This window comes from Actinokineospora spheciospongiae, from assembly GCF_000564855.1.
In the GTDB taxonomy this organism is placed as follows: Bacteria; Actinomycetota; Actinomycetes; order Mycobacteriales; family Pseudonocardiaceae; genus Actinokineospora; species Actinokineospora spheciospongiae.
Window position 1 is genome coordinate 1 of record NZ_AYXG01000005.1, and the last position, 24,931, is coordinate 24,931.

General features: G+C 73.0%; 19 protein-coding genes and 2 pseudogenes. 13 read left to right on the forward strand and 8 right to left on the reverse strand.

From position 1 onward, the window contains the following. Positions 1 to 337: 337 nt before the first annotated feature. Together UO65_RS01170 and UO65_RS35335 are read right to left on the reverse strand one after the other, a co-directional pair. Positions 338 to 1,867, reverse strand: coding sequence for a recombinase family protein (locus UO65_RS01170; RefSeq protein ID WP_084175210.1), 1,530 nt, complete (start codon positions 1,865 to 1,867; stop codon positions 338 to 340). 23 nt (positions 1,868 to 1,890) lie between these two features. Continuing rightward, a pseudogene (locus UO65_RS35335) lies at positions 1,891 to 2,025 on the reverse strand (NADPH:quinone oxidoreductase family protein); the annotation flags it as partial. 677 nt (positions 2,026 to 2,702) lie between these two features. On the opposite strand from UO65_RS35335, the gene UO65_RS01175 reads away from it, so the two are divergent. The 6 genes from UO65_RS01175 (at position 2,703) to UO65_RS01200 (ending at position 12,168) form a co-directional block, all read left to right on the forward strand. Beyond that, entirely contained in the window at positions 2,703 to 4,400 is a 1,698-nt protein-coding gene (locus tag UO65_RS01175; RefSeq protein ID WP_035277860.1) for a S8 family peptidase, read from the forward strand. An 87-nt stretch (positions 4,401 to 4,487) separates the two neighbouring features. After that, a complete protein-coding gene (locus UO65_RS01180; RefSeq protein WP_035277862.1) occupies positions 4,488 to 7,082 on the forward strand; it encodes a CHAT domain-containing protein in 2,595 nt (864 codons plus the stop codon). Positions 7,083 to 7,216: 134 nt separating this feature from the next. Further along, positions 7,217 to 9,010, forward strand: a complete 1,794-nt coding sequence (locus UO65_RS01185) for an AMP-dependent synthetase/ligase (RefSeq protein WP_035277863.1) — start codon at positions 7,217 to 7,219, stop codon at positions 9,008 to 9,010. Positions 9,011 to 9,150: 140 nt separating this feature from the next. Beyond that, entirely contained in the window at positions 9,151 to 10,149 is a 999-nt protein-coding gene (locus UO65_RS01190; protein ID WP_052020398.1) for an efflux RND transporter periplasmic adaptor subunit, read from the forward strand. Between the two features lies 1 nt (position 10,150). Beyond that, entirely contained in the window at positions 10,151 to 10,849 is a 699-nt protein-coding gene (locus tag UO65_RS01195; RefSeq protein WP_035277864.1) for an ABC transporter ATP-binding protein, read from the forward strand. Then, a complete protein-coding gene (locus UO65_RS01200; RefSeq protein WP_035277865.1) occupies positions 10,849 to 12,168 on the forward strand; it encodes an ABC transporter permease in 1,320 nt (439 codons plus the stop codon). The genes UO65_RS01195 and UO65_RS01200 overlap by 1 nt, the downstream gene beginning before the upstream one ends. Positions 12,169 to 12,243: 75 nt before the next feature. Here the strand turns inward: UO65_RS01200 and UO65_RS01205 are convergent, their stop codons facing one another. The 3 genes from UO65_RS01205 to UO65_RS01215 form a co-directional block, all read right to left on the reverse strand. Beyond that, positions 12,244 to 13,479 carry an MFS transporter gene (locus UO65_RS01205; RefSeq protein WP_084175211.1) on the reverse strand — a complete coding sequence of 412 codons (1,236 nt, stop codon included), beginning with the start codon at positions 13,477 to 13,479 and terminating at the stop codon, positions 12,244 to 12,246. A gap of 35 nt (positions 13,480 to 13,514) precedes the next feature. After that, positions 13,515 to 13,895, reverse strand: a complete 381-nt coding sequence (locus UO65_RS01210) for a MerR family transcriptional regulator (protein ID WP_035277904.1) — start codon at positions 13,893 to 13,895, stop codon at positions 13,515 to 13,517. A gap of 133 nt (positions 13,896 to 14,028) precedes the next feature. Further along, the gene (locus UO65_RS01215; RefSeq protein WP_035277867.1) at positions 14,029 to 14,922 is read right to left on the reverse strand and encodes a serine/threonine dehydratase; all 894 of its coding nucleotides are present in this window, start codon (positions 14,920 to 14,922) and stop codon (positions 14,029 to 14,031) included. Positions 14,923 to 14,988: 66 nt separating this feature from the next. Here UO65_RS01215 and UO65_RS01220 point away from each other — a divergent pair, with 66 nt between their 5' ends. Then, the gene (locus UO65_RS01220; protein ID WP_035277869.1) at positions 14,989 to 16,020 is read left to right on the forward strand and encodes a methionine synthase; all 1,032 of its coding nucleotides are present in this window, start codon (positions 14,989 to 14,991) and stop codon (positions 16,018 to 16,020) included. A gap of 85 nt (positions 16,021 to 16,105) precedes the next feature. Here the strand turns inward: UO65_RS01220 and UO65_RS01225 are convergent, their stop codons facing one another. After that, positions 16,106 to 17,032, reverse strand: a complete 927-nt coding sequence (locus UO65_RS01225; protein ID WP_035277870.1) for a LysR family transcriptional regulator — start codon at positions 17,030 to 17,032, stop codon at positions 16,106 to 16,108. Between the two features lie 70 nt (positions 17,033 to 17,102). Here UO65_RS01225 and UO65_RS01230 point away from each other — a divergent pair, with 70 nt between their 5' ends. Genes UO65_RS01230 through UO65_RS01240 form a run of 3 tightly spaced genes read left to right on the forward strand, consistent with a single transcriptional unit; the run spans position 17,103 to position 20,514 of the window. After that, a complete protein-coding gene (locus UO65_RS01230; RefSeq protein WP_084175212.1) occupies positions 17,103 to 17,828 on the forward strand; it encodes a succinate dehydrogenase cytochrome b subunit in 726 nt (241 codons plus the stop codon). Between the two features lie 2 nt (positions 17,829 to 17,830). Then, the gene (locus UO65_RS01235) at positions 17,831 to 19,771 is read left to right on the forward strand and encodes a fumarate reductase/succinate dehydrogenase flavoprotein subunit (protein WP_035277872.1); all 1,941 of its coding nucleotides are present in this window, start codon (positions 17,831 to 17,833) and stop codon (positions 19,769 to 19,771) included. Then, positions 19,768 to 20,514 carry a succinate dehydrogenase/fumarate reductase iron-sulfur subunit gene (locus UO65_RS01240; protein WP_035277873.1) on the forward strand — a complete coding sequence of 249 codons (747 nt, stop codon included), beginning with the start codon at positions 19,768 to 19,770 and terminating at the stop codon, positions 20,512 to 20,514. Before UO65_RS01235 ends, UO65_RS01240 begins: the two co-directional genes overlap by 4 nt. A gap of 66 nt (positions 20,515 to 20,580) precedes the next feature. Here UO65_RS01240 and UO65_RS01245 read toward each other — a convergent pair whose 3' ends face one another. Next, complete coding sequence (locus tag UO65_RS01245) at positions 20,581 to 20,766, reverse strand: DUF397 domain-containing protein (RefSeq protein WP_035277875.1); 186 nt, start codon at positions 20,764 to 20,766, stop codon at positions 20,581 to 20,583. After that, the gene (locus UO65_RS01250) at positions 20,756 to 21,694 is read right to left on the reverse strand and encodes a DUF5753 domain-containing protein (protein ID WP_152551918.1); all 939 of its coding nucleotides are present in this window, start codon (positions 21,692 to 21,694) and stop codon (positions 20,756 to 20,758) included. Before UO65_RS01250 ends, UO65_RS01245 begins: the two co-directional genes overlap by 11 nt. Here UO65_RS01250 and UO65_RS01255 point away from each other — a divergent pair. From UO65_RS01255 to ligA, 3 genes and pseudogenes are all read left to right on the forward strand, one after another. Continuing rightward, positions 21,683 to 21,934 (forward strand): hypothetical protein, encoded by a 252-nt coding sequence (locus UO65_RS01255; protein ID WP_152551919.1) that lies wholly within the window; start codon positions 21,683 to 21,685, stop codon positions 21,932 to 21,934. The genes UO65_RS01250 and UO65_RS01255 overlap by 12 nt on opposite strands. An 18-nt stretch (positions 21,935 to 21,952) precedes the next feature. Then, positions 21,953 to 22,597, forward strand: a complete 645-nt coding sequence (locus tag UO65_RS01260) for a hypothetical protein (protein ID WP_035277877.1) — start codon at positions 21,953 to 21,955, stop codon at positions 22,595 to 22,597. 59 nt (positions 22,598 to 22,656) lie between these two features. Next, positions 22,657 to 24,813: pseudogene (gene ligA, locus UO65_RS01265) on the forward strand (NAD-dependent DNA ligase LigA); the annotation flags it as partial. Between the last annotated feature and the right edge of the window lie 118 nt (positions 24,814 to 24,931).

Sequence of the window (24,931 nt, forward strand, 5' to 3'; positions counted from 1 at the left end):
CATCCGGTTGAACACCTGTCCAGCGTCCTGGAGCTTGTCGGCGATTCGACAGCGAGTAGGGCGGCCACGTCGGATTAGTTCAAGGGAGACGGCGTGAACTGGCCGCGGACAGCCGCAAGTGATTTACCTGCCTGCTCACCGCGGCGCCGGAGGAGGCGTGAGCCCAGCGCGACCCCCCGACGACGGCAGCGCCCGCACGCCGGTCGCCCGCGTCTACGCACGTCTCAACGACTCTTCGCGGCCGTGATCGCCGCCCCGCTTGGTGGGGAGGAGTAGATCAGGACAAAGAAGAGCCCCGCCCGTGCGAGACGGGCGGGGCGGGGTGTGTTCGAGCTGATCAGGAGGCCCAGAAGTACACGCCGGAGGTGGTCAGGTCAACGACGTCCTGGACTGGGGCGGGGTGGCTGATAATTTCGAGCCTGGCGGGGTCGATTCCGTGCCGCCCCCGGACACCCTTCTTGACCGTCACCGCGGAGATCACTCCGCGCAGCAGTGCGGCCTTCCCGTCGTCGTCCGCCCGTTGCCACTCCTCGGCGAAGGTCGTCCCGGTGTTCCTCTGCATGGCACCTCGGGCAGCGGGACGCCTGTGAATCTCCCGGAGTCTCGCTCGCAGCGCTCGCCGCTGAGTCAGGAGGATTGCCTCCTGGTCGTCGTCCGCATCACGGAATCGGGCCACGACAGCGTCGAGAGCGGCCTCCAGTTCGAGCGCCTCGTCATCCTCTTGGTCATCCACGATGATCTCGACCCCTTGGACGTCGCCGACGGCTGAGAGCACGCGCTCTACCAGGTACTCCTCAAGTCTGGCGCGGGAGATCACGACCCCCGGGCACTTCTGGCCGTCCGCGAGTCGGGGCCTCCGTGTGCAAGACCAGACGGGCGGTTTGCCCGGTTGGCTGACCGCGTGGAGGGTCGAAGTGCAGTAGGCGCACGAGACCAGCCCCCGGAGAAGCATGTAGGGCGCGTCCACGGTCTTGGTAGACGGTAGCGAGCGCTTGTCAAGGGCGCTCTGGAGCCGCGCCCACTCGCTGGGCGACGTCACCACCGCGTCGTGCGGTTGGGTGGGGAGCCCGTCCTTTCCCCGCACGACCTCGCCTCTGTGCACCTGCCACCCTCGGAGGATGGGACGACGGAGAAGACGTCGAAGAGCGATGTCGGTCCAGCCTCGGCGGTCAGTCTCGGAGGGTGCCGACCGACGACGCCCGCCCTTGCCTCCGGGTGCTGGGAGACCGCGCTCGTTGAAGTCGTCCACGATGGCGGAGATCGGCTCGCCCGCGCAGACGCGATCCACGGCCTCCCGGACCACGGGTACCCGCTCGGGATCGAGTTCCAGGCGGTAGCCGGGTCCGTCCGGCCGGGGGGCAGCCCGCCAGCCGAAGGCGGCGAGCCCCCCGCGGTGGCGTCCCTCACGAACCATGTAGGCGACCGCCTCGGTCGTCCGGGCGGAGATCATGGCGGCTTCCATCGCGGCGAACGCTTGAAGAATGGTCGCCACAAATCGGCCACTCGGAGTGGACAGGTCGAGATTCTCAGCGACCGACACCAGCGCCACGCCGTTCCGGTCAGCCTCCTCGCGGAGGGCCTCCCAGTCGGCGACGTTGCGCGCGATGCGGTCGAGCTTGGCGAAGATCAAGACGTCCGTCAAACTCCACTGGTCGCGGACTTCACGGAGGCCGGGTCGGCCGAGACGGAGCCCCTTGTCTGAGCCGGACACGTCGAGGTCGGAGACCACCCCCGTGACCTGCCATCCGTGCGCCGCGGCGTAGGCCCGGCACACCTCCTCTTGACGCGCGGGTGATGTGGTCGTGTCGGTATCTCCGACGTAGGACGAGAGTCGGACGTAGATTAGAGCGCGGCGCGGGGCTGTCATATAGGCAAAATAACATTTCGGTTGTGCGTGTCCGCGTAGTTGATGCCCGCGCGCGAGACCTCCACCAGCACCTGGCCCGCGCCCGCGGTGGGGTCGGGGAGGTCGGCGGGGACGAGCACCTCGGGTCCGCCGAACTCGGTGATCTGGATGGCGCGCACGGGTTCCTCCTCGGCTCGACGACTGCCAGGGAACCCTAACCCCGGGTCTCAGCCCTGGCCCGCCCACGGCCAGTCCGCCGGTCTGTCGTCCTGCCCACCGGCTCCGCCCAGCATGACCAACCCCCTCCGCCCGACCCGCCTGCGCATTCCGGGGCTCAGCCTAGGGCGCCGCACCCGCGTCGTGATTCCCTTGTGGAGCCCGCAACCGCAGGTGGTGCGGCGGACCCGCGTCAAGCTCACCCTGGGTGACAGGTGTCCCGGTCCGCCTGGGCGCCCGGTCCACTCGAACAGCCGTTGTGATCACGGCGGGTTGCGCCAACTGCCCCACAGTCCGCCTCGCCATCGGTGAGCGGCGGCGGAAAAGGTTGACCCGGTCGGGGGGAATGCGGATTCACCCTCACCCCGGGCCGAGTCACCGGAATTACCCGGGTGGGCCGCCGGTCCGTGGGGGATTCACGCACGTCAGCCCGCATTGGGCTGTTCGGGTGGGTGAGTGAGTTGATCACTCACGTTTGGTGATCGGGTCAGAACGAGAGCTTCTGCACGTTCACCCGTTACGCAGGGACTCTCCACATCGACGTATCTGATGCCCACACCTTTGCTCTACTACCAATGAGCAGGTCGGTGTGAGTGCACATACCGACCGTGACCGACGACCTGTACCGGGGTGGCACTTCATGGCGAGCATGGACCCATACGGCGATCAGCACACCACAGACCTGGGCGGCGGGGAGGCCGACGGGGTCTGCGAGGTGGCCGGTCCCCCGCCAACCGTCCTCATGCGTCACCGGGCGAGGTTCCTCGACCCGTCCACCGCGCTGCCCGGCCGCGGCCACCGGCGGCCGGATTCCACGGCGTACCGCACCGACACCCTGCTGGTGCCGCTGCGCCTGGCCCGCGACGCCGCGCTGATCGCCCGGTTCAACGAGGCCATCGCCTCGCTGGGCGCCGAACTGGTGGTGCGCCTGCCGCGCACGCCGCGGTGGGCCGCCGCGCTGGAGTCCTTCGACGACGGGTTCGCCGTGCCGGTGCTGGTGCGCTGCCTGGAGGACTCCGACGCCGACGAGAGCCCGGACCCGTGGTGCGTGCTGGTGCGGCTGCGCCGCCGGTTCCCCGACGCCGACCTGGAGGGGATCGGCCTGGAGCACCTGGCGCTGGCGGCGTCGGTGCGGATGGAGGGCGCACCCTTCGGCAGCGGGGTCCCCTTCGGCAGCGGCGTGCCGTTCGGCAGCGGCGTCCCCTTCGGCAGTGGTGTTCCGTTCGGCAGTGGAGTCGGGGGTGGCGGCGTGGCGTTGGCGACCGGGAACCGCAATCCGGTCCGGGTGTTCCTGCCCGAACCGCGCCGGGTGGCCGACCCGGCCGATCTGGTCGCCGGGCGGCGGCCGGTGGTGGCGGTGCTCGACACCGGCATCGGCGAGCACCCGTGGCTGACCGTCGGCGACCCCTGCGACGACCCGGTGGTGCAGGTGTCCGTGGAGTTCCAGGGGCTGCTGGCCGACCTGGAGGCGACCATGGTCGACGCCAGCGGCGCGGTCATGCCGCCGCTGGTGTCCCCGAACGACCAGCGCGACGTGCTGCAACCGCTGCTGGGCGTCACCGACTCGCACTCCGGGCACGGCACGTTCGTCACCGGCCTGGTGTTCCAGAACTGCCCGGACGCGCGCATCCTGTCGCTGCGGGTGCTGCACACCGACGGCATCACCACCGACGCGTCGGTGCTGCTGGCGCTGGAGTGGCTGCGCGAGCGGGTCCGCAACGCCCTGGACAACGGGATCGCCGAGGACCTCGTCGACGTGGTGTCGGTGTCGCTGGGCTTCTACCCGGAGCACGCCGACCGGCAGACCGGGCTGCTGCTGGCCGAGGCGGTGCGCAAGCTGACCGACCTCGGGGTGGTCGTGGTCGCCGCCGCGGGCAACGACGCGACCACCCGCCCGTTCGTCCCGGCGGCGCTCGCGCTCAACCCGGACGGTTCCAACACCGGCAACCCGCTGCTGGTGGCCGTCGGCGCGCTCAACGCCTCCGGCCGCACCGTCGCCGCGTTCTCCAACGAGGGCGACTGGGTCACCCGGTGGGCGCCGGGCAACGCCGTGGTCAGCACCGTGCCGCTGTGGCAGGGCCCGGAGGGCTCGGGCCTGGGCACCCCGGGCGACGGCACGCCGAACATGACCCGCACCTCCCCCGACCCCGACGACCTGACCACCGGGTTCGCCGTCTGGGCCGGGACCTCCTTCGCCACCCCGGTGGTGGCCGGGATGCTCGCGGCCAACCTGGCCGTCGCCAAGGACGCCACCACCGACCAGGACCGCTGCGTCCGGGCGGCCGACGCGCTCGCCGCCACCGACGAGCAGTTGCGGAAGCTGGGCTGGCTGTCCTGACCGCCGGTGCCGCCCGCGCGGCGGGACTGATCCCGCCGCGCGGGCAGTACTGTCTACTGCCATGGCCGGTCGTCCCAGGGCAGCGCGGTGAGCGCGGGGAACGCGCGCACCCTGCGCCGGGCGGGCGCGCTGTGGCGGCGGGCCAGGGTGGCCGTCTACGCCTACGAGTTCGCCAGGGCCCGGTCGCTGTCGGAGCAGGCGCTCGACGCCCTGGACAACGCCCCGGAGCCCACCGACCAGGACCTGATCCCGATGCGGGTCCGGGTGCTGGTCACCGCCGCCTACGCCGACACCGAGGTCGGTGAGGTCGAGCGCGGCCTGGGCAGGCTGGACACCGCGGGCGGGCTCGTCGCGGCCATCGCCGACCCGGCCAGCCGCTCGGAGCTGGAGCTGCTGTCCCGGGAGCAGCGCGGTTTCCGGCTGATCCGGGTCGGCCGCACCGAGGAGGGGCTGCGCACCCTCGACGAGATCGCCGACAAGCTGGAGCGGGAGCTGGCGACCGGGGTGGGGGAGCCCAGCGTGCTGGCGATCCTGCACCTCAACCGCAGCCTGGCCTACATCGGGCAGGCGCACACCGCCGCCGCGGTGGCCGAGGTCAACCGGTGCATCGAGCTGACCGAACAGTACGAGATGGACCCGACCATCGCGATCAAGGCCAGGCACAACCTCGGCTACGTGGCCTACATGTCCGGGGACATGCCGACCGCGCTGCGGCTGTTCGAGGAGTCGGCTCGGACGTGCACCGAGCAGGCGCCGACGCTGCTGCCGGTCGTCCGGCTCGACCAGGCCCGCGCGCTGCTGGCCGCCGGGCTCGCCGAGGAGGCCGCGCGCAGCCTGGACGAGGCGCTGCCGGTGCTGCGCAAGCAGCGCGGCGGGCAGGACGCCGCCGAGGCCGAGGTGGCCCGGGCGGCGGCGGCGCTGCTCGACGGCGACGCCGCCTTCGCCCACCGCCGGGCCACGTCCGCGCACACCAGCTTCACCAAGCGCGGCAACCGGCGCTGGGCGGCGATCGCCCGGCTGGCCGCGGTGCGCGCGCAGGCGCAGTCCGCGCTCGACGACCGCGGGCGCACGGTGCGGCGCACCCTGGTCGACACCGCGGTCCGGCTGGCCGACGACCTGCGCGAGCTGATGCTGGAGGACGAGCGGGCGCTGGCGCTGCTGCTGGCCGCCCGGTTGCAGATCCGCCGCCGGGACCTGGGTTCCGCGCGCGAACTGCTCGACGCGGTGCCGCCGCCGCGGTCGACGACCCCGATCGACCACCGGATGCTGCTGCGGCTGTGCCGGGCGGAGCTGGCCATCGCCGCGGGCAGCCCGCGCCGCGCGTTCGCCCAGGCCCGGTCCGGGCTCACCGAGCTGGGCCGGGTGCGCGACAAGATGGGCGGGATGGAGCTGGTGTGCGGCACCGCCGTGCACGGGCAGGAGCTGGGCGAGCTGGCGGTGCGGCAGGTGCTGCGCAGGCCCCGCCCGGACGCGCGCGGCCTGTTCGGCTGGCTGGAGCGGACCCGCGCGCAGGTCTACCGGTACGAGCCGCTGCCGGTGTCGCTGCCGCGGGAGGTGGCGGCGAAGGCGGCCGAGCTGCGCAACGTGCGCCGGGCGGTGCAGTCGGCCCGGGTGGCGGGGCAACCGGTGGCGCAGTTGGAGAAGCAGACCGCGGCGCTGGAGCGGGAGGTGTCGCGGCAGGGCTGGTCGGCCGGGGCGCTGGGCAGCCCGCGCCCGGTGGCGGCGCTGGGCGAGGTGGCCGAGGCGCTGGGGCAGCGGGCGCTGGTGTCGTTCGCCAAGCCCGACGGCGCGGTGGTGGCCGTGGTGGTGACCGCGAACAGCACCAGGATGGTGCGCCTGGGCGACTCGGCCACCGCCGCGGAGTGGGCCGCGCGGCTGCACGCCGACCTCGACGCGCTGGCCCCGGACACGCTGCCGCCGCCGGTGGTCGAGGTGGTGAAGGCGTCCGCGGCGCGCAGCGCGGGCGCGCTGGACGCGCAGCTCATCCGGCCGCTGCTCGACGCGGTCGGCGACCGGGACCTGGTGGTCGTGCCGACCGGGCCGCTGTACGCGGTGCCGTGGGGGAGCCTGCCGTCGCTGCGCGGCCGGTCGGTGGTGGTCGCCCCGTCGGCGACCGCGTGGCTCTCCGCCGAGCGCGCCGACCCGCCCGGGGGCAGCACGCTGCTGGCCCGCGGCCCCGGCCTCACCGGGCTGGTGGCCGAGGAGGAGCACCTGCTGGCGGTCTACCCGGGCGCGGTCACCCTCGACGGCGGTCGGGCGACCGTGGCGGAGGTGCTGGCCGCGCTCGACGGCGCCGACCTGGCGCACCTGGCCGCGCACGGCGAGCACGAGCCGACGAACGCGCTGTTCTCCCGGCTGGAGCTGGCCGACGGCCCGCTGTTCGCCTACGAGGTGGCCCGGCTGCCGCAGCCGCCCCGGCAGGTGGTGCTGGCCGCCTGCGAGCTGGCGCTGAACTACGTGCGCCCCGGCGACGAGGCGCTGGGCTACGCGGGGGCGCTGCTGGCGGGCGGGGTGCGCACGGTGGTGGCGGCCACCAGCCGGGTCGGCGACGAGGCGGCGGCGACCGCCATGGCCGACTACCACCGCGGTCTGGCCGAGGGGGTCACCCCGGCCCGCGCGCTGGCCGCCTCGGTGGCCCGCGACCCCTACCGCAGGCCGTTCATCTGCCTCGGCGCGGGCTGAGCGCGGCGCCCGCGGCCCGCCTGTGGACAGGCGGTGGACAGCCGGTCGCCCGGCTCCCTACGATCATCGAACTGTGTTGTGGGCCACACCGACGTGGCCCGCGTCCCGCCCCGAATCCCCATGGAGGCAGTGCGATGAGCAGCCCTGTCACGCTCTGCGCGGCTTTCCAGGCCACCGCCGAGCGCAACCCCTACCTGGTGGCCCTGCGGACCCCCGGGGACGCCGTGTCGATCACCTGGCGCGAGTACGGGCGCCGGGTCCGCCGGATCGCCGCGGGCCTGGCCGCCCTCGGGGTGCGCCGCGGCGACGCGGTGGGCCTGATGCTGACCAACCGCCCGGAGTTCCACCTGATCGACGCCGCCGCGCTGCACCTGGGCGCGGTGCCGTTCTCGGTCTACAACACCAGTTCCGCCGAGCAGTTGGAGTACGTGTTCTCCAACGCGGGCAACGGGATCGTGCTCACCGAGCGGGCCTTCGTGCCGGTGCTGCGCGCCGCGGGGCCGAGCCTGGACGTCATCTGCGTGGAGGAGGGCGTCGAGGGCACCACCCCGCTGGCGGAGCTGGAGGCGGGCGGCGCCGAGGACTTCGACTTCGAGGCCGCCTGGCGCGCGGTCGAGCCGACCGACCTCGCGACGATCATCTACACCTCGGGCACCACCGGCCCGCCCAAGGGCGTCGAGCTGACCCACGCGAACGTCCTGGCGGTGTCCGGGGCGCTGGACGACGCCTACGACATCACCGCGGGCGACCGGGTGCTGTCGTTCCTGCCCTCGGCGCACATCGCCGACCGGGTCGTGGCGCACTACGCGTCGATGCTCTACGGCACCCTGGTGACGACGGTGGCCGACGCCAGGCAGCTCGCCGCCGCGCTGCCCGACGCGCGGCCGAACGTGTTCTTCGCCGTGCCCCGGGTGTGGCAGAAGTTCACCCTGGCCATCGACACCGCGCTGGCCGCGGAACCCAGTGCCGCCAAGCGGAAGCTCGCGCGGTGGGCGATCGGCGTGGGGATCAGGCGCAGCGCGCTGGTCCGCGCGGGCAAGCCCGTCCCGCCCGCGTTGGCGTTGCAGCACCGGATGGCCGACGCGGTCGTGCTGTCGAAGCTGCGCGAGAAGCTGGGCCTGGACGAGGCGAAGCTGTGCCTGTCCGGCGCGGCGGCGATCCCCGTGGAGACGCTGGAGTTCTTCTGGGGACTGGGGATCGAGGTCTACGAGATCTGGGGCATGTCCGAGACGGCCGGGCTGGGCACCTCCACCCGGCCGGGCAAGCTGCGGTTCGGCACCGTGGGCATGGCCGTGCACGGCACCGAGGTGCGCCTGGCCGCCGACGGCGAGCTGCTGATCCGCGGCGGGTCGGTGATGCGCGGTTACCGCAACGACCCGGTGCGCACCGCCGAGGCGGTCGACGCCGAGGGGTGGGTGCACACCGGTGACATCGGGGTGGTCGACGGCGACGGGTTCGTCACCATCGTCGACCGCAAGAAGGAGCTGATCATCAGTTCCTCGGGCAAGAACATGTCGCCGACGAACATCGAGAACGCGGTCAAGGCGGCGAGCCCGCTGATCGGGCAGGTGGTGGCGATCGGCGACGACCGGCCGTACGTCTGCGCGCTGGTCGTGCTCGACGCCGACGCCGCCGCCGGGCTGGCCGCCAAGCACGGGCTGCCCGCGGACTCGCCCGCCGCCGTGGCCGGGGACGAGCGGGTCCGGGCGCTGGTCGCCGACGCGGTCCGCGCGGGCAACGCGAAGCTGTCCCGGATCGAGCAGGTCAAGCGCTTCCGCGTCGTGCCGGGCTTCTGGGAGCCGGGCGGCGACGAGCTGACCCCGACGCTCAAGCTGCGCCGCAAGCCGATCGCGGAGAAGTACGCGCACGACATCGACGACCTGTACGCGGGCTCGCCGACCGGCGAGACGGTCGACCTGGGCGGCTGATTCCCGCTCGGCGGCAACCTCGGTGGGGTGACCGGCGTCTTCCTCGGTGGAGACGCCGGTCCCACCCGTGCGACCGCCTCTATCCCCCTTGTGTATACACTCGGTGTGTACCGGTTGACATCGACCTCTGGGGGGTACCGGTGACCACACGTCCACTGATCCCGCTCTTCGCTTCGCTCGTCTTCTCCGCCGTGCTGTTCACGGCGGGCTGCTCCACGGCGGACTCCGCCACCCCGGTCCCCGAGCTGGCCGAGCGCGGGACCACGCTCACCTCGGCCAAGCTCGGCAGGCAGGACATGACCAACAAGGTCAGCCTGACCGGCAAGGTGACCATCAACCCGATCTTCGGCCTGGTCGCGCCCGCCGACGGCGAGATGCGCTACGTCGAGGTCAAGGACGCCAAGGGCACCCCGACCAAGCCGACCCGCGCGGGCGCGGTGTGGGTGGGCGGCAAGCCGACCAACGTCGACGTGCCCGCGGGGGCGACCTTCGCGGGCAGGCTGGTCGACGACCGGGCCAAGGTGACCGCCGGGATGCCGGTCGTGTCGGCCAAGTTCGGCGGCTACGGCATCGTCGCCGACATCGACGGCGCGCAGGCCTACACGCTCTCCGACGGCCTGGCCGCGATCAAGGCGCAGATCAAGAACGGGCCCGGCCCGTTCGACTGCGCCGTGCTGGGCACCATCGCCGCGCTGCCGCCGGGCACCATCCCCGACCCGCCCGCGCCGCCCGCCGCCCCGCCCGCGCAGTCGAACCCGTCCGGCCCCCCGCAGGCCCCCGTCGCCCCGCCCGCCGAGCAGCCCAAGGACACCCGCTCGCCGTCGGAGGCCACCGGGATGCGCCTGGTGTGCACCCCGCCCGCGGACGTCAAGCTCATCAACGGCGCCGAGGCGACCCTGGAGGTCATCACCGCGCGGGCCACCGGCGTGCTGGTCGCCCCCGTGGAGGCGGTGGCGGGCAGGCAGGGCGCGGGCAAGGTCGACGTGCTCGGCCCCGACGGCGCCCGCCGCACCGTGGACGTGCGACTGGGCCTCACCGACGGCCGCGTGGTCGAGATCCGCGGCGGGCTCACCGGCGACGAGACCCTCGCGGTCCCCGGCCCGAACCTGCCCGAGGCGCCGCAGAAGCCGGGGAACTGACGTGACGCCCCTCATCCAGATCTCCGGCCTCACCAAAACCCTGACCGGACAGGGGGAACCGCGCCCGATCCTGTCCGGTGTGGACCTGACTGTCCACTCGGGGGACAGCGTGGCGATCCTCGGTCGCTCCGGCTCCGGCAAGAGCACCCTGCTGAGCCTGATCGGCCTGTTCGACCGCCCCGACGGCGGCCAGTACCTGCTGGGCGGCAAGGACATCACCCGCGTCCCCGAGCGGCGCGCGGCCCGGCTGCGCAGCGAGGAGTTCGGCTTCGTCTTCCAGCGCTTCTTCCTGCTCAAGCACCTCACCGCCGCGCAGAACGTGGCCATGGCCCTGGTCAACGGCCAGGGCTGGGCCGCTCGCCGCAACCGGCGGGCGAAGGTCATGGCGGCGCTGGAGCAGGTCGGCATCGCGCACCTGGCCAAGCAGCGCCCACCGCGGATGTCCGGCGGCGAGCAGCAGCGGGTGGCCATCGCCCGCGCCCTGGTCCGCCAGCCGAAGATCCTGCTCGCCGACGAACCCACCGGCGCCCTCGACACCGAGACCGGCGCGCTGGTCATCGACGTGCTGCACTCGGCCACCGACCGAGGCTGCGGGCTCATCCTGGTCACCCACGACCACGCGCACGCCAACCGGATGCGGCGCGTCGTGCGGCTGACCGACGGGGTGCTGCGGCCCGAACCCAGGGGGGTGCTGATCTGATGGCGCTCTCCGGGAAGCTGCGCTCCGCGGTCGTCATCGGCGGCCAGGGCATCCGCGCGCGCAAGCTGCGCACGTTCCTGTCCATGATCAGCCTGTTCCTCGGCGTGCTCGCGGTGGTGGCGGTGCAGGCCGGGTCCGAGATCGCCAACCGCGCCCTGCTGGCCGACATCGAGCTGCAGCAGGGCAAGGACGGCAGCGTCAACGTGAGCCTGCCGCAGCACGCCAAGACGGTGGAGATCACCCAGGAGGTGCTGCGCGGCCACCCCGAGGTCGTCGGCGCCACCGGCACCAAGGCCACGATCGGCGAGCCGGGGGTCATCGCGATCAACCCCGGGCCCGTGCCGTTCAAGTACGCCGACCGCTCCCAGGGCGCGTACGAGGTCGTCTGCGAGTCGAACGGCTACTGCGAGCAGCGCAGGGTCGAGAACCCCGCCCCGCCCGGGCAGGCGATCGAGCTGCAACTGGTCGGCCTGACCGGTGACATCCGCCAGTTCCGCCCGTTCCAGGTGCGGGCCGGTCAGTGGCTGGACTTCGGCGGCGAGCCGTCGCTGTCGCCGGGGCTCGTGCTGAACAAGGAGGCCGCCACCGGCTTCGCCCAGAACCGCGTCCCCGCGCAGATGCGCGTCGAGGGCGGCACGGCCGACGCCACCCCCCGCATCCTCGGTGTCGTCGACGACGGCTCGTCCACGCCCACCGCGTACGTGCGCGCCGACGAACTGTTCACCTGGCTCTCCCCGGGCGCGGCCACCCCGGACCCGCGCATGGGCGGCGGCGCGTCGATGACCCTGTACATGTGGCCGTCGAGCCAACCGGTGGTCCAGACCCTCACCGCCCGCCTGACCGGGGCGGGGGCGGACCCGTCGCAGGTCTACAGCAACGCGGTCGACTCCCGCGAGCGGATCGGCTCCGAACTCGACCTGATGCGGTGGATCTTCCTCGGCATGGCCGCGCTGGTGCTGCTGATCGGCGTCGCGGGCATCCTCAACGTCGGCCTGGCCACGGTCGGGGAGCGCATCGAGGAGTTCGCCCTGCGCCGCGCGGTCGGCACCCCGAGGCTGCTGCTCGCGGGCATCGTGCTGGCCGAGACCCTGATCATCGGCCTGCTCACCGCCGCGGCGGCCATCGGGGTGGGCGTGGTCGGGCTGCAACTGGCGGGGAAGGTCCTCGGGTCCCGGACCCAGTTGTTGCAGGACGTGGCGTTCCCCTGGCAGGCGGGCGTGGCCGGGGTCGCCGCCGGTCTGATCGCCGGAATCCTGGGCGGGTTGCTCCCGGCCATCCGCGCCGCCCGCATCCCGATCGCCACGGTCATGCGCGCCTGAACCAGGACCCGCCCCGGAACCCGCTTCCACAGCCGTTCCGGGGCGGGTCCCAGCGGCCCGCCCACCCCGCGTGGCCTACAGCCCCGTGTCAGACCCGGTGGGCTCAGCCCGTTCCCGGTGCTGCTGCTCGACGAGCCGTTCCTGACCGGCACGGACCGACCGCGCCGGGGGGAAACCCGTCCGGCGGGCCAGTGCCACGACCACGACACCGACGGTGGCCAGACCCGCGGCGACCCAGGGTGTCGCGGCCACCCCCGCGGTGTCGAGCACCGCACCGCCGAGCAGGGAACCCCCCGCCATGCCGATGTTCCACCCGGTGACCCAGATGGAGTTCGCGGTGTCGGCGGCGTGTGGGGCGGCGCGGACCCCCGCGGTCTGCATGAGGACGGGCACCGCGCCGTGGGTGAGGCCCCACAGCGCCGCGCACCCGAGCAGCGCGGGCGCCGACGACGCGACCACCCCGAAGCCCGCCAGGCACAGCGCGCACAGGCCCAGCACGGTGAGCGTGGTCAGGCGCGGCGCGCGGTCGGCGGTCGCCCCCGCGGCCCACACCCCGGCCAGGGACCCGAGGCCGAAGACGAACAGCACCGTCCCCGCCGCGACGCCCCGGCCCGCCACGAACGGCGCGATGTAGGTGTAGAGCACGTAGAAGCCGAGCACGACCGCCACGGACGCGCCGTTGACCGCGGCCACACCGGGGGTCCGCAGGACCGCGGCCATGCCCGCGCCGCGGGTGGGCGGGGGTGCCGCGACGGGCGGCAGCACGCGGAGCCCGACCACGGCGAGCACCGCGGCCATCCCGCTGAGCAGGCCGAAGGTCACCCGCCAGCCGACGAGGTCGGCCAGCGCGGTGCCCGCCGGGATGCCCAGTGACAGCCCGATCGTCATGCCCGCCAGGGCCGTGGCGATGGCCCGGCCGCTCCGCTGCGGGTCCAGCCGCGCCGCGTAGCCGGGCACCAGCGCCCAGAGCACCCCCGCCGCGACCCCGGAGAGGACGCGGGCGGCCAGCGACAGCGGGAAGGACCCGGACACCGCGGTGACGAGGTTGGTCGCCGCGAACGCGACGAGCAGGGCCACGAGCAGCGCCCGCCGGGGAACCCGCAGGGTCAGCGCCGTCACGGGGATGGCGGTGACGGCGGCGGCCAGCGCGTAGCCGGTCACGAACAGCCCGGCGCGGGACTCGCCGATCGCGAGGTCGGCGCTCAGCGCGGGCAGCACGCCCGCGGGCAGCGCCTCGGTCAGGATCGTCACGAACGAGGCGGCGGAGAGGACCAGCAGACCGGTGCGGGACCGGGGTGGAGGTGGAGTCATGCCCCGACGGTGCAACCCTCACACTCGCGTGAGGGTCAAGCGGGTGTGAGCCGCGTCGCGGCCGCGCGCGCGTCGCGCAGGTAGGCGTCGAGCGCCTCCCGGTTGCGCGTCAGGCACCGGATGCGCCGGTCCAACTGCTCCCGCTGCGCGGCCACCTGGTCGATCATCTCCTGGCACGGGACCCGCGGCAGCAACGCGGCCGGGCCGTCGAGGTAGGGCAGGATGTCGCGGACGATCCGGGTGGGCAACCCGGCTTCGATGAGGCCGCGGATCTGCCGGACCACGTCCTCCGCGCCCGCGCAGTACTCCCGGTAGCCGTTGTCCCCGCGCGCGGGGCGGATCAGGCCCTCGTCCTCGTAGTGGCGCAACGCGCGGACGCTGACCCCGGTGGCCCGCGCCAACTCACCGATCCGCATGCGACCCACCCCCGCCGTCGTGCCCACGCCAGGGCTCCACCGTACTCGCCAGATCCGACAACGAAAGCCGTTCCGGGATGAGCCCCCACCCGCCGTCGGGCTGCCACACGCGTGACCGCGTCGTCTCCAGAAGTCACGCCTCGGCGGGTTCCCAATCGGAATTGGCGCCGCACAGGACGAGGGCGGGGACCTCGGCATCGATGTCCCCGCCCAGCCACGCCGCGAACGGCGCCGCCGCCGCGGGTTCCACGGCCAACCGGAACTCGTCCCACAACCGGTCCCGGGCGGCGAGGATCGCGCCGTCGTCGACGAGCACCGACCGGGCGCCCGCCGCGCGCAGGACGTCGAACGGCAACTCCCCGACCCGGGTGGCCCCCAACGCCGAAGCCGCCACCGAATCGGTGGGGGAGTCCACCGGCCGCCCCGCCGCCAGCGCGTCGTGCAGGGACCGGCACCGCGTCGGCTCCACCGCGAACACCGGCAACCCGGTCAACGCCGACCCGGCGGCCAACCCGCCCCCGCCGACGGCCACCACCACCGCGTCCACGTCCGGCGCCTCGGCGACGACCTCGGCCACGCAGGTCCCCTGTCCCGCCACCACCAACGGGTGGTCGTAGGCGGGCACGTACAGCGCCCCCGCCGACCCGGCCTCCGCCAGCGCGGCCCGCGCCGCCTCGGCGTACCCGGCGCCGTGGCGCACCAGCTTGGCCCCCGCCGCCTCGATCCGCGCCGCCTTCGCCGCGGGCACCGCCTCCGGCACGAACACCGTCGCGGGAACGCCGAGCAACCGGGCCGCGGTGGCCACCGCCGCACCGTGGTTGCCACCCGAAGCCGTCACCACGTGCGCGGGCAACTCCCCACCGAGCAGGGCGTTGAGCGCACCCCGCAGCTTGAAGGACCCGCTGAGCTGCAGGTGCTCCAACTTGAACACCACCGGCCGCCCGTCCACCTCCGCCCGCAGCAGCGGCGTCCGCCGGGCGTAGGGGGCGATCCGCCCGGCCGCGGCGGTCACGTCGGCGTGGTCCACGGGGCTCCTCGGGTCCGATGAGGGGTGGCCCCCACTGTAAGCCGACCGATCCACCACACTGCAGCGGTGACCACCGCACCCTGGGCTCCCGGCTCCGCCACCGGCGTCGGCTCCCTCCCCGGCCAGGACCCGCGCGAGGCCGCCGCCGTGGTCCTCGGCGAACTGCCCGACCTCCCGCACCTGCCCGAACTCCCCGGCCGGGGCACGGGCTCCGACACCATCGGCCGCACGGCGGCGCTGCTGGTCGACCTGGCGGTCGAACTCGTCCCCTCCGGCTACCGGGTCACCGCCCACCGCGGCATCGACCACCGCCGCGCCGAAGACCACCTCCGCCGCGACCTCGACGCCATCGAGGAGGCGGCCGAGACGACCGGGCCGAAGCTGCTCAAGCTCCAGTTGGCAGGCCCCTGGACCCTCGCCACCGGCGTCGAACTCCCCCGGGGCCACCGCGTCCTCACCGACCGGGGCGCCCTCCGCGAGTTCGGCGAATCCCTGGCCGAGGGCCTGACCCGGCACGTCGCCGAGGTCCGCCGCCGCACCGGCGCCGAGGTCGTGGTCCAACTCGACGAACCCAGCCTCCCCGCCGTCCTGGCGGGCTCCCTGCCCACCCCCTCCGGCTACGGCATGGTCCCCCCGGTCCCCGCCCCGGACGCCCGAGACACCCTCGCCACCCTCGTCGACGCCGCCAAGTCCGCCACCGGCCACCCGGTGGTCGTCCACTGCTGCGCCCCCCGCCCCCCGGTCGCCCTCCTCCGCTCAGCGGGCGCCGAAGCCCTCTCCCTCGACGCCACCCTCCTGGCCACCATCCCCGCCACCCTCTCCGACGACATCGGCGAAGCCTGGGACGCGGGGACCACGTTCTTCCTCGGCCTGGTCCCCAGCACCGACCCGACGTCCCCGGTCACCCTGCGCGGCCTGGCGGACCCGGCCCTCAAACTGGTCGACCGCCTGGGCTTCCCCCGCACCCTGCTCGCGGGTTCGGCGGTCGTCACCCCCACCTGCGGCCTCGCCGGGGCCACCCACGCCTGGGCCCGCCGGGCGCTGTCGCTGTCGAGGGACCTGGGCAAGGCCTTCGTGGAACCCCCGGAATCCTGGTAGCCCCACCCACGGCGAACCCGGCGACCACCGCACGGGAGGTTGCCGGATCGGCGGTGCCCGATCCGTCCACAGCGGTCGAGCCGCGTCAGCGCAGCGGCTCGACCCCCACCGGCAGCGCCCCCGCCGCCACCAGTCCGTCCAGGTGTCCCAGCAGCACCGATCGGAACGCCCGGGCCGCCGCCGTGGGTGGCACGTCCGTCCGGTGCGCCAGCGCCACCGTCCGCCGGATGCCCGCCCCTGCCAGCGGTGTCGCCCGCAGCCACGGCCGCCCGGGCAGCACCAGGCTCGGCACGATCGCCAGCCCCAACCCCGCTTCCACGAACCGCAGCACCGCGTCCATCTCCCCGCCCTCCACCGCGAACAGCGGTTCGAACCCGGCGGCGCGGCACGCTTGGAGGGTGGTTTCCCGCAGGTCGTAGCCCACGCGGAACATCACCATCGGCCGGTCCCGCAGGTAGTCCAAGGGCACTGACGCGGGCAGCGGGGCGGCGTCGGCGGCTGAGGCCACCACCAGGTGTTCGCGCAGGATCGGGGTCGACGTCAGCGCCGGGTCGATCCCCTGCGGGGGGACGATCACCAGGGCGAGGTCCAGTTCCCCGCCGAGCAGGGCCGCCGTCAGGTCGCGGGAGCCGCCTTCCTCGACCACCAGCCGCACCCCCGGGTACGCGTCGTGGAAGGTGCGCAGGACGTCGGCGAGGACGCCGACGCAGACGCTGGGGGTGGCGCCGAGGCGGATGCGGCCCCGGCGCAGGCCCACCAGTTCCGCGACCTCCAGGCGGGCGGTGTCCACGTCGGACAGGATGCGCTTGGCGACGGGGAGCAGCGCCTCCCCGGCGGGGGTGAGGGTGACGTTGCCGCGGGCCCGGTTGAACAGGGGGGCGCCCAGTTCGGCTTCGAGGCTGTGGATCTGCTTGCTCAGTGAGGGCTGTGCCACACGCGCGCGCTCGGCGGCCCGGGTGAAGTGGCGGGTGTCGGCCACTGCCAGGAAGTATGCGAGCTGCTGCAACGTCATAGTCTGAGGCTATCGTGTCCAGCACATTCATGTATTGGACGACTTGTGGGGCCGCTCCTACGTTGGCGGCATGGCAGTCAGCACCGCGCCGGGAACCCCGGCGCCGCAACGGGTTCGGCGGTCGACCGCGGGGCGGGTGTGGTCGTCGACGGTGGGCAAGAAGGCCGTCATGGCCGTGTCCGGGGCGATCCTCTTCCTCTACGTCGTCGCGCACATGGTGGGCAACCTCAAGGCGTTCGCGGGGGCCGGGGCGCTCGACGACTACGGGGTGTTCCTGCGGGAGTTCCTGTCCCCGGTCCTCGGCTACGGCGGGTTCCTGTGGGTGGTGCGGGTCGTTCTCCTGCTCGCCGTGGTGCTGCACATGGTGGCCGCGGTCCAGCTCGCGCGGCGGGCGCGGAAGGCGCGGCCGGTCTCCTACGCGCACCGGCCGAAGGTGCAGGGGAGCTACGCCGCGCGGACCATGCGGTGGGGTGGGGTGATCATCGCCCTGTTCGTGGTCTACCACCTGCTCGACCTGACCGCGGGCGTGCTCAACCCGAACGGCGTCGAGGGGGCGATCCACGCCAACGTGGTGGCCGACTTCCAGCGCTGGTACGTGGTGCTCGCCTACACCCTGGCCGTGGTGGCGCTGGGGTTCCACCTGCGGCACGGGCTGTTCAGCGCGCTGCGCAGCCTCGGTGTGGCCAGCGCCCGCCGGGCCGCCGCCGTGCGGGGCACCGCGCTCGGTGTGGCCGTCGTGATCACCGTGGGCTTCCTCGTCGTGCCGTTCGGCGTCCTCTTCGGAATCGTGAGGTGACCATGTCCTGCTCCGACTACACCAACTACTCCGAGGGTGAGCCGATCGCCGACACCCGGGCCCCGGACGGCCCGCTGGAGACCCGCTGGGAGCGGCGGCGGTTCGCCGCCCGGCTGGTCAACCCGGCCAACCGGCGCAAGCTGACGGTGATCGTCGTCGGCACCGGCCTCGCGGGCGGCTCGGCCGCCGCGACCCTGGGCGAACTGGGCTACAACGTCCTGTCCTTCTGCTACCAGGACAGCCCGCGCCGCGCGCACAGCATCGCCGCGCAGGGGGGCATCAACGCCGCCAAGAACTACGCCGGCGACGGCGACAGCGTGCACCGCCTCTTCCACGACACCGTCAAGGGCGGCGACTTCCGCTCCCGGGAGTCCAACGTCCACCGGCTCGCGCAGGTCAGCACCCAGATCATCGACCAGTGCGTGGCCCAGGGCGTCCCGTTCGCCCGCGAGTACGGCGGCCTCCTGGACACCCGCTCCTTCGGCGGCGCCCAGGTCTCCCGCACGTTCTACGCGCGGGGGCAGACCGGGCAGCAGTTGCTCCTGGGTGCCTACCAGGCGCTCTCCCGGCAGATCCACGCGGGCACCGTGCGGATGCACCCCCGCACCGAAATGCTCGACCTGGTCGTCGACGACGGCCGCGCGCGGGGTGTGGTCGTGCGGGACCTGGTGTCCGGCGAGGTGAGCACGCACCTGGCGGACGCCGTGGTGCTCGCCACGGGTGGCTACGGCAACGTCTTCCACCTGTCCACCAACGCCAAGGGCTGCAACACCACCGCGATCTGGCGCGCGCACAAGAAGGGCGCCCTGTTCGCGAACCCGTGCTACACCCAGATCCACCCCACGTGCATCCCGGTCAGCGGTGAGCACCAATCCAAGCTGACCCTGATGAGCGAGTCGCTGCGCAACGACGGCCGTGTCTGGGTTCCCGAGCGGGCGGGTGATCCGCGTGCCCCGCGCGACATCCCCGAGCAGGAGCGCGACTACTACCTCGAACGCCTCTACCCCGGTTTCGGCAACCTCGTCCCCCGCGACATCGCCTCCCGGGCGGCCAAGACCGTGTGCGACGCCGGGCGGGGCGTGGGGCCGGGCGGTCTGGGTGTCTACCTGGACTTCGCCGAGGCGATCGAGCGCCTGGGCCGCGACACCGTGTCCGCCCGCTACGGGAACCTCTTCGAGATGTACCAGCGCATCACCGACGAGGACCCCTACGAGGTCCCCATGCGCATCTACCCGGCCGTGCACTACACGATGGGCGGCCTCTGGGTCGACTACGACCTGCGCAGCACCATCCCCGGCCTGTTCGTCATCGGCGAGGCCAACTTCTCCGACCACGGCGCCAACCGGCTCGGCGCGAGCGCGCTCATGCAGGGCCTCGCGGACGGCTACTTCGTCCTCCCCGCCGTCATCGGCGACTACCTCGCCGACGGCCCGTTCGGCCCGGTGCCACCCACCGCCGTCGAGGACGCCGAGGACGAGGTGCGCCAGGGCATCGCCGCGCTGCTGGCGGTGGACGGCGACCGCACGGCCGAGTCGTTCCACCGCGAACTGGGCAGGCTCATGTGGGAGCTGTGCGGGATGGAGCGCAGCGAGGAGGGCCTGCGCAAGGCCCTGGAGCAGATCCCGCAATTGCGCGGGGAATTCTGGCGACGGGTCAAGGTGACCGGTGCGGGCGGGCAGCTCAACCAGGAGCTGGAGAAGGCGGGCCGGGTGGCCGACTTCCTCGAACTGGCCGAGCTGATGTGCCTGGACGCCCTGCACCGCACCGAATCCTGCGGCGGCCACTTCCGGGTCGAGTCGCAGACCGCCGAGGGCGACGCCCGCCGCGACGACGACGCGTTCTCCTACGTCGCCGCCTGGGAGCACACCGGCGGAGCCCCGGTCCTGCACCGCGAACACCTGGAGTTCACCGCCGTCCGACCGAGTGTGAGGAGCTACAAGTGAGGTACACGCTGCGGGTCTGGCGCCAGCGCGGCCCCGAGGAATCGGGCGGGCTGGTCGACTACGACGTCGACGGCATCAGCCCGGACATGTCGTTCCTGGAGATGCTGGACGTCCTCAACGAGCGCTTGGTCCTCGACGGCGAGGAGCCGGTGGCCTTCGACCACGACTGCCGCGAGGGCATCTGCGGCATGTGCGGCCTGATGATCGACGGCGTCGCCCACGGCCCCGAGCGCGCCACCACCACCTGCCAGCTCCACATGCGCCACTTCGACCCGGCCGAGCCGATCGTGGTGGAGCCGTGGCGGGCCGCCCCCTTCCCGGTGGTGCGCGACCTGATGGTGGACCGCTCGGCGCTGGACCGGATCGTGGAGGCGGGCGGCTACATCAGCGCCCCGGCCGGCGCCGCCCCCGACGCGCACGCCGTACCCATCCCCAAGGCCGACGCCGACGCCGCGTTCACCGCCGCCGCCTGCATCGGCTGCGGCGCCTGCGTGGCGGCCTGCCCCAACGGGTCGCCGATGCTGTTCACCGCCGCCAAGGCCACCCACCTCGGGCTGCTGCCGCAGGGCCAACCGGAACGCTTGTCCCGGGCCGAGGACATGCTCACCGCCCAGGACGACCTCGGCTTCGGCGGCTGCACCCAGACGGGCGAATGCACCCTGGTCTGCCCCAAGGGAATCCCCCTGGAAACCATCGCCACCCTCAACCACGACGTGCTCACCGCCGCCCTGCGCGGGCGCTGAGGCGCCACCGGCGTGGAGAGGCCCCGCCCGGTTGTCCCGGACGGGGCCTCGCTGTTCTGCTTCGGGCTACTCAGCGCCCACGCGCTTGGCAACCGCGAGGAAGGCCGCGAACCCCCCGGCCGGGATTGTCAGGGAGCCACTTTCCCGGCTCTTGGTGTCGCGGATGCCCGTCGCCGTGGCCGTGACCCGCAGCTCCACACAAGAGGCCAGGTTGCCGCTTCGGGTGCTCTTGCGCCACTGGTCAGTGTTCACTGTCCCTCACCTCTCGGATGAACCGGCGTGATTCGTCCGCCGGAAGGCATTGCTGTTGGACGTCGAGCCACGCGTCGGAGAAGCGCTTGACGTCGTCCTCATCCTCCACCGTGGAGGTGCCGCCGCCTTGCAAGTCCATGTGGACTGAATCGGGTTCGTCCGCTTCGGGGAAGCTCAGGATGAGGAGTTGACTGACCATCGTTTCATAGGCCCCGGCCACGAACGGCAGGACCTGGATCGTGATGTTCTCGGCCTCGGACATGGTGAGCAGGTGGTCCAACTGCTCGCGCCACGCTGCTGTCCCGCCAAGTCGGCGCCGGATGGCCGCCTCGTCGATCAGGGCGTGGAGTTCGAGCGGGTGGGGTTTCCTGGTCAGCACCGCCTGGCGTTCCCGCCGCTCGGCTGTCGCGCGATCTGCCTCCCAGTGGCTGGGGGACAGGATTCGGGAGCGTTCGGACAGTGCTGCCACATAGCCCGTGGTTTGCAGCAGGCCGGGGATCAGGACGGTGTCCACTGTCCGTGCGCGTGACGCCTCGGACTCGTCGGCGCGCAGGCGCGCGTACGCCTTCGGCAAGCTCTCCGCGTCGCTGATCTCGGCGGTGGCCGCCTCGGCGAGGTGGTAGACCTCGATCGCCTTCTCCCGCTCCGCCCTGTCCATGCCGAGCGCGGTCAGGACGCTGATGAACCGGTGGTAGCTGATGAGGTTGTCGCCGTTGAGCAGGCGGTAGATCGACTGTCGCGAGACGCGGGTCTCGGCGGCCAGTGCCGCGATGTCGTCGAGGTACCCGGCCCGTTCGACGTACGGCTCCTGAACGAAAGGCCTGCCATGCAGTACGGGTACTTCCTGCTGAAGATCGTCGGCTCCGACGGCGCCAAGATCGAGGAGTGGGACCTCCTCGACTTCTCGGAGGTGCCGTTGGACGGACACGACCCGAACGGCCCGGCCGTGTCGGAGGCCATCGCTTCGCTGTCCCGGTGGGGTGACGAGCGATTGGCGGCGCACTCGGGCTACTACGAGCTGTTCAACATCTGCCTCGCCTCCCGCGCGGAAGGCGAGGAGGGAGAGGGCTACCCGCACGAGGTGATCGCGGAGGAGTACCGGGTCATGTTGTCCGGCAAGCGCTTGGACACCGCCGGTGTCCTGGATGTGCGCCCCGGCAAGGGGTGATCCGGCGATACTGGGCGCATGAAGTGGTTCCGCCGCGCAGCACCCGAGCCCGCCCCGCAGCCGACCCCGGACCCGGCGGCGGCCGCGGCCCGGTTCTGGGCGGACTGGCACGAGCTACTGCCCGAGATCTCCGCCGCCCTGGGCGACAACGAGCCCAACCGGGTGGAGAACGCGCTGTGCGAGCTGGTCGCCGCCCTGCACCCGGACCTGCACTTCTCCCTCGACCGGGGGCACCGGTCGATCTACTCGTTCGTGGTGTCCGGCCAGGAAGACCCGCTGCTGCGCCCCACCACCGACGCGTGGAAGGCCGCCGCGCCGCCGGACACCGCGATCTGGGAGTTCCACGACTCGGTGCCCCCGGTGCCGGACCCGACCGGGGTGACGGTGAACCTCGGCCCGCACCGGGTCGCGCTCGCCGACATCCGGGTGCACGCCCAGGTCGACCGGGCGGCGGGGCTCGTCGACGTGGCGGTGCACCACCCGGTGCTGGCCGTGCTCGACCCGGCCGCCCGGGCGGCGATGACCTTCCTGCCGCTGGACGCCACCCTGGGCGAGCGCGTGGCGGGCGCCCGGCTGCGCCGCGTCGAGGCCGCCGACGTCGAGCCCGAGGACAGCATCGACCTGCTTGAGCTGCGCAGACTCGTCGACACCCTGGACGGCTGAGCACGCGGATTGTCGGACCCTGTCGATAGTCTGTCCGCGTGACCGGAGTTGATCAGGACCTGCCGCAAACCACCGCCGCCGAGGCCGCGGACAGCGTCGAGGGCGTCGAGGACGTGCCCACCGACGTCCGCGAGCGGCACGCCGCGCTGAGCGAGGAGCTGCTGGGCCACCAGTTCGCCTACTACGTGCGCGACTCGCCGACGATCACCGACGGCGAGTTCGACGCGCTGCTGCTGGAGCTGGCGGGCATCGAGGAGCGGCACCCGTCGCTGGTCACCCCGGAGTCGCCCACCCAGCGGGTCGGCGGCACCTTCTCCACCGAGTTCGCCGCCGTCGACCACCTGGAGCGGATGCTCAGCCTGGACAACGCCTTCGACGTGGACGAGCTGGGGTCCTGGGTCGACCGGGTGCGCAAGGAGGTCGGCGACGCCGCGCACTACCTGTGCGAGTTGAAGATCGACGGCCTGGCGATCAACCTGCTGTACCAGGACGGCCGCCTCGTCCGGGCGCTGACCAGGGGCGACGGCCGCACCGGCGAGGACGTCACGCTCAACGTGCGCACCATGCGCGACGTGCCGGAGCGGCTCACCGGCACCGACGAGTTCCCGGTGCCGGAGCTGGTCGAGGTGCGCGGCGAGGTGTTCTTCCGGGTGGAGGACTTCCTCGAGCTCAACGCCGGGCTGGTCGAGGCGGGCAAGCCGCCGTTCGCCAACCCGCGCAACACCGCCGCCGGGTCGCTGCGGCAGAAGGACCCCAAGGTCACCGCGAGCAGGCCGCTGCGGATGATCTGCCACGGCCTGGGCAAGCGCGCGGGCTTCGAGCCGACCGCGCAGTCGGAGTCCTACCGGGCGCTGGCGGCCTGGGGGCTGCCGGTCTCCACCCACACCAGGGTCATCACCGACCCCGAGGGCCTGGCCGAGCACATCCGGTACTGGGGCGAGCACCGCCACGACGCCGAGCACGAGATCGACGGCGTCGTCGTCAAGGTCGACGAGGTCTCGCTGCAACGGCGCCTCGGCACCACCTCCCGCGCCCCGCGCTGGGCGATCGCGTTCAAGTACCCGCCGGAGGAGGCCACCACCACCCTGCTCGACATCCGGGTCAACGTGGGCCGCACCGGCCGGGTCACCCCGTACGCGGTGATGACCCCGGTCAAGGTCGCCGGGTCCACCGTCGAGCTGGCCACCCTGCACAACGCCTCCGAGGTCGAGCGCAAGGGCGTGCTCATCGGCGACCGGGTGGTCATCCGCAAGGCCGGTGACGTGATCCCCGAGGTCCTGGGCCCGGTCATCGACGCCCGCCCGGCCGACGCCCGCCCGTTCGTCATGCCCACCGAGTGCCCGGAGTGCGGCACCACCCTGCGCCACGAGAAGGACGGCGACGCCGACATCCGCTGCCCCAACGCCCGCTCCTGCCCGGCGCAGCTGCGGGAGCGGCTGTTCCACCTGGCCGGTCGCGGCGCGTTCGACATCGAGGTCCTGGGCTACGAGGCCGCCACCGCCCTGCTGTCCTCCGGCGTGATCACCGACGAGGGCGACGTGTTCACCCTCGACGAGGACCAGCTCGCCGAGGTGGAGCTGTTCCGCACCAAGGCGGGCGAGCTGTCGGCCAACGGCCGCAAGCTGGTGGCCAACCTGGAGACGGCCAAGGACCGTCCCCTGTGGAAGGTGCTGGTGGCGCTGTCCATCCGGCACGTCGGCCCGACCGCCGCCCGCGCCCTGGCCCGCGAGTTCGGCTCCATCCAGGCCATCGCCGACGCCGACGAGCAGGCCCTCGCCGACGCCGAGGGGGTCGGCCCCGCCATCGCCACCTCGGTGTACGAGTGGTTCGAGGTCGACTGGCACCTCGACGTGGTGGAGAAGTGGCGGGCCGCGGGCGTGCGCATGGCCGAGGAGCGCGACGACTCCACCCCGCGCACCCTGGAGGGCCTGTCCATCGTCGTCACCGGCAGCCTCGACGGCTTCTCCCGCGACGAGGCCAAGGAGGCCATCGTCAGCCGGGGCGGCAAGGCCTCCGGCTCGGTCTCGAAGAAGACGGCCTTCGTCGTCGTCGGTGAATCCCCCGGCTCCAAGCACGACAAGGCCATGCAGCTCAAGGTCCCGGTCCTGGACGAACAGGGCTTCGGTGTCCTCCTGGCGGACGGCCCCGAGGCCGCCGCCGCGGTCGCCACCATCGGCGACCCCGACGCCCCGGTCGAGGAGGAACCCGCCGCCGAGGAGAAGCCCAAGCGCAAGCCCGCCAAGCGCAAGCCCAAGGCCACCCCGCCCGATGAGGACCGGGCAGCGGACGAGCGGGCCCAGGAGGAGCAGCAGGCGGAAGAACAGGCGGCAGAGG

What these genes read in the sequence shown, in the direction of transcription:
- UO65_RS01170 (WP_084175210.1), bottom strand. Translation starts at nt 1,867, where the DNA reads ATGACAGCCCCGCGCCGCGCTCTAATCTACGTCCGACTCTCGTCCTAC.
- UO65_RS01175 (WP_035277860.1), top strand. Translation starts at nt 2,703, where the DNA reads ATGGCGAGCATGGACCCATACGGCGATCAGCACACCACAGACCTGGGC.
- UO65_RS01185 (WP_035277863.1), top strand. Translation starts at nt 7,217, where the DNA reads ATGAGCAGCCCTGTCACGCTCTGCGCGGCTTTCCAGGCCACCGCCGAG.
- UO65_RS01200 (WP_035277865.1), top strand. Translation starts at nt 10,849, where the DNA reads ATGGCGCTCTCCGGGAAGCTGCGCTCCGCGGTCGTCATCGGCGGCCAG.
- UO65_RS01205 (WP_084175211.1), bottom strand. Translation starts at nt 13,479, where the DNA reads ATGACTCCACCTCCACCCCGGTCCCGCACCGGTCTGCTGGTCCTCTCC.
- UO65_RS01210 (WP_035277904.1), bottom strand. Translation starts at nt 13,895, where the DNA reads ATGCGGATCGGTGAGTTGGCGCGGGCCACCGGGGTCAGCGTCCGCGCG.
- UO65_RS01225 (WP_035277870.1), bottom strand. Translation starts at nt 17,032, where the DNA reads ATGACGTTGCAGCAGCTCGCATACTTCCTGGCAGTGGCCGACACCCGC.
- UO65_RS01230 (WP_084175212.1), top strand. Translation starts at nt 17,103, where the DNA reads ATGGCAGTCAGCACCGCGCCGGGAACCCCGGCGCCGCAACGGGTTCGG.
- UO65_RS01235 (WP_035277872.1), top strand. Translation starts at nt 17,831, where the DNA reads ATGTCCTGCTCCGACTACACCAACTACTCCGAGGGTGAGCCGATCGCC.
- UO65_RS01260 (WP_035277877.1), top strand. Translation starts at nt 21,953, where the DNA reads ATGAAGTGGTTCCGCCGCGCAGCACCCGAGCCCGCCCCGCAGCCGACC.